The sequence below is a fragment of the Nonomuraea deserti genome, from assembly GCF_004348685.1.
Classification (GTDB): Bacteria; Actinomycetota; Actinomycetes; order Streptosporangiales; family Streptosporangiaceae; genus Nonomuraea; species Nonomuraea deserti.
Genome location: NZ_SMKO01000099.1, coordinates 1 through 12,050 on the forward strand (window position 1 = coordinate 1; position 12,050 = coordinate 12,050).

The 12,050-nt window shown below is 71.7% G+C and carries 8 protein-coding genes; 6 read left to right on the top strand and 2 right to left on the bottom strand.

Features of this window, described 5'->3' with window-relative positions:
- Positions 1-218 precede the first annotated feature (218 nt).
- Positions 219-3,746: a DNA polymerase III subunit alpha gene (gene dnaE, locus E1292_RS29640; RefSeq protein WP_132598823.1), complete on the bottom strand. Its 3,528-nt coding sequence runs from the start codon at positions 3,744-3,746 to the stop codon at positions 219-221.
- Between the two features lie 157 nt (positions 3,747-3,903).
- On the opposite strand from dnaE, the gene E1292_RS29645 reads away from it, so the two are divergent.
- Positions 3,904-4,974, top strand: a complete 1,071-nt coding sequence (locus tag E1292_RS29645) for an SGNH/GDSL hydrolase family protein (protein WP_132598825.1) — start codon at positions 3,904-3,906, stop codon at positions 4,972-4,974.
- A gap of 240 nt (positions 4,975-5,214) precedes the next feature.
- On the opposite strand, the gene E1292_RS29650 is transcribed toward E1292_RS29645, so the two are convergent.
- Positions 5,215-5,535 carry a chorismate mutase gene (locus E1292_RS29650; RefSeq protein WP_439331911.1) on the bottom strand — a complete coding sequence of 107 codons (321 nt, stop codon included), beginning with the start codon at positions 5,533-5,535 and terminating at the stop codon, positions 5,215-5,217.
- A 1,186-nt stretch (positions 5,536-6,721) separates the two neighbouring features.
- On the opposite strand from E1292_RS29650, the gene E1292_RS29655 reads away from it, so the two are divergent.
- Genes E1292_RS29655 through E1292_RS29675 form a run of 5 tightly spaced genes read left to right on the top strand, consistent with a single transcriptional unit; the run spans position 6,722 to position 12,043 of the window.
- The gene (locus E1292_RS29655; RefSeq protein ID WP_165974801.1) at positions 6,722-8,542 is read left to right on the top strand and encodes a serine/threonine-protein kinase; all 1,821 of its coding nucleotides are present in this window, start codon (positions 6,722-6,724) and stop codon (positions 8,540-8,542) included.
- A gap of 10 nt (positions 8,543-8,552) precedes the next feature.
- Positions 8,553-10,217 (top strand): serine/threonine-protein kinase, encoded by a 1,665-nt coding sequence (locus tag E1292_RS29660; RefSeq protein ID WP_132598829.1) that lies wholly within the window; start codon positions 8,553-8,555, stop codon positions 10,215-10,217.
- 2 nt (positions 10,218-10,219) lie between these two features.
- Complete coding sequence (locus tag E1292_RS29665; RefSeq protein ID WP_181958312.1) at positions 10,220-11,050, top strand: AraC family transcriptional regulator; 831 nt, start codon at positions 10,220-10,222, stop codon at positions 11,048-11,050.
- Between the two features lie 22 nt (positions 11,051-11,072).
- Positions 11,073-11,735, top strand: a complete 663-nt coding sequence (locus tag E1292_RS29670; RefSeq protein ID WP_132598831.1) for an AzlC family ABC transporter permease — start codon at positions 11,073-11,075, stop codon at positions 11,733-11,735.
- Positions 11,732-12,043 (top strand): AzlD domain-containing protein, encoded by a 312-nt coding sequence (locus E1292_RS29675; protein ID WP_132598833.1) that lies wholly within the window; start codon positions 11,732-11,734, stop codon positions 12,041-12,043. Before E1292_RS29670 ends, E1292_RS29675 begins: the two co-directional genes overlap by 4 nt.
- Positions 12,044-12,050 lie beyond the last annotated feature (7 nt).

The following is a 12,050-nucleotide window of genomic DNA, read 5'->3' on the forward strand; positions in this document are numbered from 1 at the left end:
GCGGGTGGCGGGTGGCTACAGGAAGGGCCGGACAACGCGCTGCTGCCCTGCGAAGTGGCGCGCGTGGACGGCCCACGGGGCGCGCGTCACGGCGCCTCGCCACGCACACCCGGTGAGCGTCACCCTGGACGGGGCCCGGCCGCGTGCGTCGGGTGGGCCCTCCCGTGCGGAGCCGTAAAGGAAGGAAAGGAGCGGAGCCTCACGGGGAGGAGACCCGGTCAGGCGCCCAGGCAGGCCGGGCCGAGCAGCTCCTTCAGGTCGCCCATGAGGGCGGGGGACGGGGTCACGCGGAGGCGGTCGTCGACGCGCATCACCGTCGTCTTGGGCCCGTTGTGCACCTGCAGGTGCACCTCGGACGTCCCCGGATGCGTCGTCAGGATCTCCTTCAGCCGCCCCACCACAGGTGGTGTGCAGCGGGTCAGGGGCAGGCTCACCAGCAGCGGCCCGCCCGCCTCCTGGGTCAGGTCGGGGGCCGTCACCTCCATGGCGATGATCTTCGCGACGTCCTCGCGCTTGTCGATGCGCCCCTTGACGAACACGATGGCGTCCTCGGCCAGGATCGTCGAGCAGAGCTGGTAGGCGGACGGGAAGATCATCACCTCGATCGAGCCCGCGAGGTCCTCCAGCTGGGTCAGCACCCAGGTGTCGCCCTTCTTGGTCACCTTGCGCTGCACCCCGCTCAGGATGCCGCCCACGGTCACCACCTGCCCGTCGGAGCGGCTTTCGTCCTGGACGGCGGCGATCGAGCAGTCGGCTCCCGCCGCGAGGATGTGCTCGACGCCGAACAGCGGGTGGTCGGACACGTAGAGGCCGAGCATCTCGCGTTCGAACTGCAGGAGCGTGGTCTTGTCCCACTCGCCCAGCGGGATCTGCACGTCGAAGGTCTGGTCCTCGCCGCCCTCGATCGCCCCGAAGAGGGAGTCCTGGCCGATGGCTTCGTTCTTCTTGATGTCGATGATCGCGTCGACGGCTGGTTCGTGCACCATGACCAGGCCCTTGCGCACGTGGCCGAGCGAGTCGAACGCTCCCGCCTTGATCAGCGACTCGATGACCCGCTTGTTGCAGACGATGGCCGGCACCTTGCGCAGGAAGTCCTTGAAGTCGGCGAAGCGGCCCTTCTCCCTGCGGGCGACGATGATGCCGTCGACGACGTTGGCGCCGACGTTGCGGATGGCCGACAGACCGAACCGGATGTCGGTGCCGCGCGGGGTGAAGTCGAAGTCGGAGTCGTTGACGTCCGGCGGGAACACCTTGATGCCCATGCGGCGGCACTCGTTGAGGTAGAGGGCCGACTTGTCCTTGTCGTCCTTCACCGAGGACAGCAGCGCGGCCATGTAGGCGGCCGGGTGGTTGGCCTTGAGGTAGGCGGTCCAGTAGGCGACGAGGCCGTAGCCGGCGGTGTGGGCCTTGTTGAAGGCGTAGTCGGAGAACGGCAGCAGAATGTCCCAGAGTGCCTTGATGGCCGCGGCGGAGAAGCCGTTGTCCTGCATGCCCTTCTCGAAGGTCACGAACTGCTTGTCCAGCTCGGCCTTCTTCTTCTTGCCCATCGCCCGCCGCAGCAGGTCGGCGCCGCCCAGCGAGTAGTTGGCGACCTTCTGGGCGATGGCCATGACCTGCTCCTGGTAGACGATCAGGCCGTAGGTCGTGTCGAGGATCTCCTTGAGCGGCTCCTCGAGCTCGGGGTGGATCGGGGTGATCTCCTGCTGGCCGTTCTTGCGCAGCGCGTAGTTGGTGTGGGAGTTGGCGCCCATCGGGCCGGGCCGGTAGAGCGCGAGGGCGGCGGAGATGTCCTCGAAGTTGTCGGGGCGCATGAGCCGCATCAGCGAGCGCATGCCGCCGCCGTCGAGCTGGAAGATGCCCAGCGTGTCGCCCCGCGCCAGGAGTTCGTACGCCTTGCGGTTGTCGAGCGGCAGCTCGAGCAGGTCGATCTTCTCGCCGCTGGTCGACTCGATCATCTTCAGGCAGTCGTCGATGATCGTGAGGTTGCGCAGGCCCAGGAAGTCCATCTTCAGCAGGCCCAGCGTCTCGCAGGTCGGATAGTCGAACTGCGTGATGATCGCGCCGTCGGAGTCGCGGCGCATGATCGGGATGTAGTCGGTCAGCACCTCGGCCGACATGATCACGCCGGCGGCGTGCACGCCGGTCTGCCGGATCAGGCCCTCCAGGCCCTTGCCGAGGTCCATCGTCGCCTTGACGTCGACGTCTTCCTCGTAGAGCTTGCGCAGCTCGCCGGCCTCGGCGTAGCGCGGGTGATCCTTGTCGAAGATGCCCGACAGCGGGATGTCCTTGCCCATGACGGCCGGCGGGAACGCCTTGGAGACGCGGTCGCCGAGCGCGTAGGGATAGCCCAGGACGCGGCCGGCGTCCTTGATGGCGGCCTTCGCCTTGATGGTGCCGAATGTGGCGATCATGGCGACCTTGTCGGCGCCCCACTTCTCGGTCACGTAGCGGATCACGTCACCGCGCCTGCGCTCGTCGAAGTCGATGTCGACGTCGGGCATGGACACGCGCTCGGGGTTGAGGAACCGCTCGAAGATCAGGCCGTGCGGGATGGGGTCGAGGTCGGTGATGCCCAGCGCGTACGCCACCAGCGAACCGGCCGCGGACCCACGGCCGGGGCCGACGCGGATGCCGTTGTTCTTCGCCCACATGATGAAGTCGGCGACCACGAGGAAGTAGCTCGGGAACCCCATCTGGATGATGACGCCCAGCTCTTTCTCCGCCCAGGCGCGGTGCTCCTCGTCGACGCCCCCGGGGAAGCGCCGCTCGAGGCCCTTCCACACCTCCTGGCGGAAGTATTGCTGCTCCGTCATCCCCTCCGGGATGGGGTAGGTCGGCATGAGGTTCTTGAACTCGAAGAACCCGGCCGGGTCGACCTTCTCGGCGACCAGCAGCGTGTTGCGGCAGCCCTCGGCCCACAGGTCGGAGGAGTCGACCGCGCGCATCTCGTCGGCGGTCTTGATGTAGTAGCCGCTGCCGTCGAAGCGGAACCGGTCGGGGTCGGACAGCTGTTTGCCGGTCTGGATGCACAGGAGGGCGTCGTGGGAGGCGGCGTCGGACTCGTAGGTGTAGTGGGAGTCGTTGGTGACCAGGGGCGGGATGTCGAGCTCTCTGCTGATCCTGGTCAGCCCGTCGCGGACCCGGCGCTCGATGTCGAGGCCGTGGTCCATGATCTCCAGGTAGAAGTTGTCCTTGCCGAAGATGTCCTGGAACTTCGCGGCGGCCTTGAGCGCCTCGTCGTACTGGCCGAGCCGCAGCCTCGTCTGCACCTCGCCCGACGGGCACCCCGTGGTGGCCATCAGGCCGTCGGCGTGCTCGGCGAGGATCTCGGCGTCCATCCGCGCCCACTTGCGGACGAACCCCTCGGTGTAGGCGCGTGACGACAACCGCATCAGGTTGTGCAGACCCGTCTTGTTGCGCGCCCAGATCGTCATGTGGGTGTAGTAGCCGCCCGCCGAGACGTCGTCCCTCTTCTGGTGCGGCTCGCCCCACAGCACGGGCTTCTTGTTGTGGCGCAGCTCGGGCGCGACGTAGGCCTCGATGCCGATGACCGGCTTGATGCCGGCGCCGGTGGCCTGCTTGTAGAAGTCGTAGGCGCCGTGCATGTTGCCGTGGTCGGTGATCGCGATCGCCGGCATGCCCAGGTCGCCGACCTGTTTGAACATCTGCTTGAGGCGGGCGGCCCCGTCCAGCATCGAATATTCGGTGTGTACGTGCAGATGGACGAACGAGTCGCTGGACGACATGGAGCGGCGCCTCCCTGCCTCGACGGGTTGTGCGATCCGACTTTAGTGGTCCCGGCCGACACTCCGGGGCCCTGGCCCGCCACCGCGTCGCCCTGCCAGGATATCGGGCCGCGCGGGCCGCCCGGATGGATCACCGGATGGGTAGGCTCGATGGCGCATGCTGGAGTGGTCGTTCGGGGAGGGCACGCTGGACGAGGCGAAGCGGAGGATCGCCCAGACCGTCGCCGCGGCCGCGCTCGGCGTCGCGCTGGCCCTGGCCTGCTTGCCGCTGGGCGTCTTCGAGAAGCTGGCCTGCGCCGTGCTGGACACGGGTTGCTCCACCGCCCGGGAGGCGCCCGGCCGACTGCCGCAGGTGACCCGGCTGACGCCCGTGGAGGTGGCGCGGAGCGGCGCATACGTCGCGCTCGGCGACTCCTACTCCTCCGGTGAGGGCGTCTACGACCTGGACGAGCAGCCGGTCAACGACGGCGCCGACCGCTGCCACCGCGCGACGGGCTCGTACGTGCCGCTCGTGGCCAAGGCCTACCGGTTCGGCGGCGGAACCGCCTTCTTCGCCTGCAGCGGCGCCACCACGACCGACCTCTTATCGGGCCAGCACGGCCGGCAATCCCAGGTCAGCCGCGTCAGCCCGGCGACCAGCCTGGTGACGCTCAGCATCGGCGGCAACGACGCCGGTTTCACCAAGGTGCTCACGGGCTGCATCGTCAAGCTGCCCGGCTCGTCGGCCTGCGTCGAGCAGGCGGCCGCCGTCAACCGCCGCATCGAGGAGCTGCGCTCCAGCGTCCTCACGGTCCTCAGGGAGCTGCGCGTACGCGCGCCGGGCGCCCGCGTCATCGTCCTCGGCTACCCGCGGCCGTTCCCGGCGAACCCGGTGCGCACCGTCGACAACCTCAGCCCGCAGGACCAGCGGTGGCTCAACGGCATGACGCGCCGCCTCAACGACACGGTGGGCGCGGTGGCCGCCGGCTTCGACCGCATGCTCGCCGCCTTCGAGGCGCCCGGCAGCGTGGAGTACGTGGACGCTTACGACGCCTTCACCGGGCACGAGGTGGGACGGCCCCAGCCGTATCTCAACGGGTTGCACGTGGACATGGGCGATCTTCGGGTCAACGCCCGCAGCTACCACCCGACGGGCGCGGGCTACCGCCGCTTCGCCGACCTCATCACCCGCCAGATCGCCAAGGGTCCCGGCCGGCCGATGCACAACGTCCGCCTCACGACCCCCTGACCCCGTCACGCACCCGCGCGGCGGGTCGGCGGACCGGCCCGGTGCTTACCGCCACCACCCTGCCAGAGCGGCCAGCGCCATTCCCGGCAAGCGACCGGCCGCCCGTGGATCCCGCGAGCGCAGAACGCGGCCAGGGGCGCGACGGGAACGCGGAGACGGGCGGGCACCGCGGAAGCGGGCGGACACCGCGGAAGCGGGCGGACACCGCGGAAGCGGGCGGCGGAGGGCGAGGGTGTGCGCTCAGCCGCGGGCGCGTTCCTCGGCCAGGTGGAGGCCCGCCTCGATGACGGCGTTCATGATGGGAGCGAGCCGCGACTCCCCCAGCGACGGCGCGCGCGACGCCATTCGCCTCACGAGGGCGCGCTCCCGGTCGAGGTCGCGCCCGGCGAAGCCGCCGACGGGCTTGATCCGCTGGACGACGCCCGCCAGCGCGGCTCGGCGCTCCAGCAGCGTCGCCAGCGCGGCGTCCACCCGGTCGATCGCGTCCCTGCACTCCGGCAGCGTGAGGGGCGCCTCAGGACGGAGCAGGGCGCCCACGACGGTCACGGCCTCTTCGGCCACCCGCAGCGACGCCTCCGGGTCGGCTTCGGGGATCGCCCCGGGGTCCGCCATCACGCCCGGCAGTCCGATTCCGCCTGCCGCCGCGAACTCCCGCGCCACGACGCCCGCGTAACCGGCCCTCCTGACCCCCGCCGGCTCGCCCTTGCCTGCGTGCCCCGGACCAGCCGCCCCGCCGTTGCCGGAACCGGACGTGCCCCCGCGCCCGGCAGGACCCGTCCCGCCGTTGCCGGAACCGGCCGCACCCGCATGCCCCGCGGGCTCCATCTCACCGTTCCTGGACCCTGGCGCGCCCGCAGCGCCGCCGGACCTCCCGGGACCTCCGGCGCCGGCGCCGGAGGCGGCGGTCGGGCCGCCCGGGCTCGGGGAGGGCGCGGGGACGTGAAGGAGGAGGCCGTCGGCGCCGGCCGCGACCGCGGCAGCGGATAGCCCTACATTGCGGGAGACGTCGGCGAGCACCGGCCTCCCTGACGCCACCCGCGCGGCCCGCATCAGCCCCAGATCCAGCGAATGCCCCTCGCAGAGGATCACCTGCCCGTCCCCCTCGGCCGCGCAGTAGTCCGCCAGACCCAGCCACTCCTCCAGCGTCCCCGAGGCCCGTCGCTCCACCACGACCGGCAGCCCCAGCCCCGCCGCCGCCCGCACCAGCGGGATGTCGCGCGTCCACGACGAGCCCACCACCACCGCGCCGGCGAGCGCGGCGATCGCCGGCAGGTCGGCCGCCGAGTGCGGCTCCACCAGCAGTGGAGCCGCCCGCGCGGCCCGCTCGCGCAGCACCTCGTGCGCGTCCGTCCGCCCGTGGCGCTCCCGCAGGCTCACCCGGCCGTCGATCACCACGGCGGGCCCCTCGCCCACGAGCACCCCGCCCACCGCCACCGCGTGCCGTTCCAAGGTCGATGACATCTCGATCCCTCGCTCGGGCCGGCTCACTGGAACCGGCAGGAAAACCAAAAAGGCAGAGACGGGGCGTCTCTGCCTCTGCCGACTCCAGGTGGTCGCTAGCCGCCGACCGGCCCTCCTGGAGCCGGCTCGATAAACGCGTAGCGACAAGTCATGTCTGAAACCTTACACCCATGCCTCCACCTGCTGGACAATGCTTCTCACATGACGGACTGGCCCTCCGGTGAGTCGCCGTTGATCCCTGCCTATGGGAGTATTTCTTGGCCTAGAGGAGGGTTTGAGGCCGTTGATGTCGGATCGCAAGCAGGACGGACGCCGCATCGCCGGCCGCTACCAGCTGCAGGAACCCATCGGCAGGGGCGGAATGGGCATCGTCTGGCGTGCCTACGACGAGCTCCTTGACCGCACGGTCGCGGTCAAGGAGGTCAGGTACGCCGCCGCCTTGGGCGATGAGGTGCAGCTGCTGAACCGGCGCACCATGCGCGAGGCGAGAGCGGCGGCGAGATTCGAGCATCCCAACGTGATCGTCGTACACGACGTGATCGAGGAGGATGACAGGCCCTGGATCGTCATGCAGCTCGTCCAGTCACGTTCGCTGGGCACGGTGATCAAGCAGGACGGGCCGCTGCCGCCCAAGCGGGTGGCCGAGATCGGCCTGGCCGTGCTCGACGCGCTGCACCGCGCCCACGAGGCGGGTGTGCTGCACCGCGACGTCAAGCCGGAGAACGTGCTGCTCGCCGACGACGGCAGGGTCGTGCTGACCGACTTCGGCATCGCCACGCTGGAGACGGAGACGCAGCTGACGGTGACGGGGCTGGCGGGCACCCCGGCGTTCATCGCGCCCGAGCGGCTCAAGGGGCTGCCCGCGCGGCGCGAGTCGGACCTGTGGTCCCTGGGCGCCACGCTGTACACGGCCGTGGAGGGCCGCTCCCCGCACGAGCGGGGGATGGCGCTGGCCACGATGCACGCCGTGCTCACCGACGATCCCGATCCCATGCCGCACGCCGGCCCGCTCGCCGAGGTGATCAGCGGGCTGCTGGTGAAGGAGCCGGTGCAGCGGCTCACGTACGAGGAGACGATGCGGCTGCTGCGCGCCGCCATCGCGCAGGCGAGTCCGCCGCCGACGGCGCAGTTCCCCGCCGCCCAGCCGCTCGACGTGCCCCCGCCGGCCAGTACGCCAGCCAAACCGCGCAAGGTCCCGTTCCCGCCCGTGTCGGCGAGCAGGCCGCGGCCGGCGCCCGCTCCGGCCGTGGACGAGACCCCGACCGACCCGGCCCTGGCGGCAGCGGCGGCCCGGGCCCTGCCGGAGACCGGCGCCCGGATCTCCCCCATGACGGAGGAGCCCCGGCGGGCCGCGGAGCCGACGGTGGACGCGGCGAGGCCGGGCCAGGTGCGGGCCGGGATGGTCGTCGCGGCCGCCGCGGCGGTCGTTCTCGTCGCCGGCGTGGGCGGCTACCTCGGCCTGCGCTCGGTCCCCGACGACCAGACGGCGGGCGGGCCGGTCTCCTCCGCGTCCGCGACGCTCCAGCAGGCGTCGCCGAGCGCCTCACCGAGCGCCTCGCCGTCGGAAAGCCCGTCCGGGGACCCCACCCCGAGTCCCGGCAGCAGCCCGACCTCCGAGCCGGAGCCCACCGAGACGGCGAACGCGCTGCCCGACGGGTGGAAGATGTACAAGGACAAGGAACTGGGCTTCTCCATCGGGTTACCCAAGGGCTGGGACGTCTGGGACCGCGGCGGCAGGCAGGTCAAGTTCAAGGGGCCGGGCGCGGCGTCCAACGCCTATCTGATGATCGAAGAGGCGGCCAAGCCGGGCAGTGACCCGTACAAGGACTGGAAGAAGCAGGAGCCGCACCTCAAGCACAACTTCGGTGGCTACAAGAAGATCGACATCAAGAAGGTCGACACCGAGAAGTTCAGCTACATGAAGGCCGCGGCCGACTGGGACTTCACCTGGAACACCAACACGGGCAAGACCCGCGTGCGCAACCGGGGCTTCACCACCGACAACGGACGGGCGTACGCGATCTACTGGCACACCCTGAACAGCCACTGGAAGGCCGACTACGACTTCTTCGAAGGGTTCTGCGCGACGTTCAAACCGGCGAAGTAGGCTTCCCTGCGTGGAAAGGCAGGTCAGCAACCGATACCACCTCCTCGAGCCCCTCGGCGAGGGCGGGATGGGCGTGGTCTGGCGAGCCTACGACCAGCTGCTCGACCGCACGGTGGCGATCAAGGAGGTCCGCTACTCCGGCGTCGGCGACGCCCGGCGGGCCGAGCTCACCCGCAGGACCATCAGGGAGGCCAGGGCGGCGGGCCGCCTCGACCACCCGTCGGTGATCGTCATCCACGACGTCGTCGAGGAGGACGGCCGCCCGTGGATCGTCATGCAGCTGGTCGCCTCCCGCTCCCTGGCGGAGGTGATCCGCGAGAGCGGGCCGCTGCGCGTGGGGCAGGTCGCGGTGATCGGCGGCCGGGTGCTCGGCGCCCTGCGGGCCGCGCACGCCACCGGGGTGCTGCACCGCGACGTGAAGCCGGAGAACGTGTTGCTGGCCGACGACGGCAGGGTGGTGCTCACCGACTTCGGCATCGCCTCGCTGGAGGCTGAGGCGGGGCTGACGGCGACCGGCAACGTGGTGGGCACGCCCGCCTACATGCCTCCCGAGCGGCTGAACGGCGATCCGGCCGGGCCCGAGTCCGACCTGTGGTCGCTGGGGGCGACGCTCTACGCGGCCGTCGAGGGCGAGCCGCCGTTCAAGCGCGACTCGTGGGCCGCGACGGTGGCGGCGGTGCTGCGTGACGAGCCCGAGCCGCCGCAGCGGGCAGGAGCGCTGGAGCCGGTCATCATGGGGCTGCTGCGCAGGAACTCCACCGCCAGGATGCCCGCGGAAGAGGCCGCCAGGCTCCTGTACGACGCCGCCGGCGCACCCGACCGGCCGGCGGCGGCCCCCGGCCCCGCGGCGCCGGGCAGGGCAGGCGGCCCGGCCCTGCCCGGCCGGGCAGGCGGCCCGGCCGAAGCGCCCGGCCGGACGGACGGCGACCGCACGCCGACCGGCGACCGGTCACCCGCCGGGGACCGGCATCCCACCGCCGCCGGCCGGCGTGAGCGTGCCAGGACCTGGTGGATCGCGGTGCCCGCGGCGGTGATCGGGGTGGCGGTGCTGGGCACGGCGGGCGCGCTGCTGTCCGACGGATGGACGGCGACACCCACGGCCGGCCCCACGACCGGCCCCACGGCCGGCCCCACGACCGGCCCCACAGGCGGCGAGCCCACCGCGACGCCCACGCCCACGCCTGAACCGACCACTGAGCCGGACCCCACGAGAGCTGCGGTGCCGGCGGGCTGGCGGACGTACACCAGCGCCGCGGGCCGCTTCTCGATCGCCCTGCCCCGGCAGTGGAGGGCCGAGAAGCACGCCACCAGGGACAGCGTCTCCTTCTCCCGCCCCGGCGCGTCCGGCACGATGATCGTCGAGTGGACCGTCCCCGACATCCCGTGGGACGACCCGCGCGAGCACTGGATCGGCCTGGAGAAGGAGATCCTGGCGAAGGACCTGTTCAAGGGCTATGAGCGCATCCGCATCACCCCCACGAGGTTCCTCGGCCTCGAGGCCGCCGACTGGGAGTTCACCCGGGAGCGCGACGGCCTGACCATCCACGTGCTCAACCGCGGTTTCCACACCGAGGACGGCCGCCCGTACGCTCTGTACTGGGAAACCACCCAGTCGCGCTGGCAGCGTGACCGGCACTACTTCGCGGCGTTCGCGAAGACGTTCAGACCCGAATGACCATGAAGGAACAGGCACACTTCTGGCGGCACCCGGCAGTGCCGGAGACCGACCTGCTCAAGGCCCGCTACGTCACCCACCGCTTCTCCCGGCACGTGCACGACGGCTACGCCATCGGGGTCATCGTGGGCGGCGTCGAGGAGTTCGACTACCGCGGCACCCTGCACCGGGCAGGCACGGGGGAGCTGGTGCTGGTCAACCCCGACTCGGTGCACACCGGGCAGGCGGGCGCGCCCGGCGGGTGGGCGTACCGCATGCTCTATCCGTCGATCGACGCGCTGACCGGAATCGCCGCCGAGCTGGGCGCCCCCTACGCGACGCCGCACTTCCCCGAGCAGGTGGTGCGCGACGACGAGGTGGCGGCCCTGCTCGGGCGGGCGCACCAGGCGGCCGAGCGCGGCAACGCGCTGGCCGCCTCGACGCTGAGCCGCACGCTGTTCGCCCGGCTCCTGACGCGCCACGCCGCGCCCAAGCCGGCCGCGGCCCTGCCCGCCGAGGGCAGGCGGTCCGTCCGGGATGCGCTCGAGCTGCTCCACGGCAGCCTCGTCGACCCGCCGACGCTCGACGATCTCGCCGGCGCGGTGGGGGCGCGGCCGTTCGCGCTGCTGCGGGCGTTCAAGGCCGCGACGGGCATGCCGCCGCACGCCTACCTCACCTCCCTCCGGGTACGCCAGGCGCGCAGGCTGCTGCTGTCCGGAGTACGCCCCGCGCAGGTGGCGGCCGAGGTGGGCTTCACCGACCAGGCCCACCTCAACCGGCATTTCAAGCGCATCGTGGGCGTACCGCCCGCCGCCTACCAGCGCGCCGCAGGAACGTACAAGACCGGCGCTTGACTCCACGCCTAGCCTCGGCGGCATGGAACAGACAACACACCGTTCCGCCGCCGTGCGGGACGGCCTCGGCGTGGGCCTGGCCGTGGGGCTGTCCGGGCTCGCCTTCGGCGCCGCGGCGGTCACCGCGGGCCTGAGCGTGCCGCAGGCGTGCGTGCTGAGCCTGCTGACGTTCACCGGCGCCTCGCAGTTCGCGCTGACGGGCGCGGTGGGCGCCGGCGGCGACCTGGTGGCCGCCACCCTCGGCGCGCTGCTGCTCGGCGGCCGCAACACCCTGTACGGCCTGCGCCTGGCCGACCTGCTGCGGGTGCGCGGGCCGCGCCGGCTGGTCGCCGCGCACGGCGTGATCGACGAGACCACGGCCGTCTCCCTGGCCCAGCCGACCCCGGAGGCGGCGCGCACCGGCTTCGCGACCACGTTCGCCAGCCTCTACGTCACCTGGAACCTCACCACCCTGGCGGGCGCGTACGGCACGTCGTTCCTCGGCGACCCCGACATGCTGGGCCTGGACGTGGTGGGCCCGGCCGCGTTCCTGGCCATCCTGTGGCCCCGCCTGGCGAAGAGCGCCGAGCTGCGCCTGCTTGCCGGCGCCGGGGCGGTGATCGCCCTGTGCGCGACCCCGTTCCTGCCGCCGGGCGTCCCCGTGCTGCTGTCGGCCGCGGCGGTTCTGGTGGTGATGGCCCGATGACGTTGTGGTGGGCCATCGCCGCCCTGTGCGCCGGCTGCTACGCGCTCAAGCTGGCCGGGCTGGCCGCGCCGCAGCGGGTGCTGGAGCATCCGGTGGTGAGCAGGTTCGCCGAGCTGGTGCCGGTGGCGCTGCTGGCGGCGCTGATCGCGGTGCAGATGTTCACCGAGGAGGGCGGGCTGCGGTTCGACCCGGCCCGTACGGCGGGTCTCGGCGCGGCGGTGGTCGCCCTGCTGCTGCGTGCACCGTTCCTGGTAGTTCTGGCGGTCGCGGCGGTCATTACCGCGCTTGTCCGGATTTTTACTGGGTAGTCGCTCG

Bases quoted from the DNA above. Each gene is read 5' to 3' on its own strand.
- E1292_RS29655 (WP_165974801.1), top strand. From the start codon at position 6,722: ATGTCGGATCGCAAGCAGGACGGACGCCGCATCGCCGGCCGCTACCAG.
- E1292_RS29645 (WP_132598825.1), top strand. From the start codon at position 3,904: ATGCTGGAGTGGTCGTTCGGGGAGGGCACGCTGGACGAGGCGAAGCGG.
- E1292_RS29665 (WP_181958312.1), top strand. From the start codon at position 10,220: ATGAAGGAACAGGCACACTTCTGGCGGCACCCGGCAGTGCCGGAGACC.
- E1292_RS29675 (WP_132598833.1), top strand. From the start codon at position 11,732: ATGACGTTGTGGTGGGCCATCGCCGCCCTGTGCGCCGGCTGCTACGCG.
- dnaE (WP_132598823.1), bottom strand. From the start codon at position 3,746: ATGTCGTCCAGCGACTCGTTCGTCCATCTGCACGTACACACCGAATAT.
- E1292_RS29670 (WP_132598831.1), top strand. From the start codon at position 11,073: ATGGAACAGACAACACACCGTTCCGCCGCCGTGCGGGACGGCCTCGGC.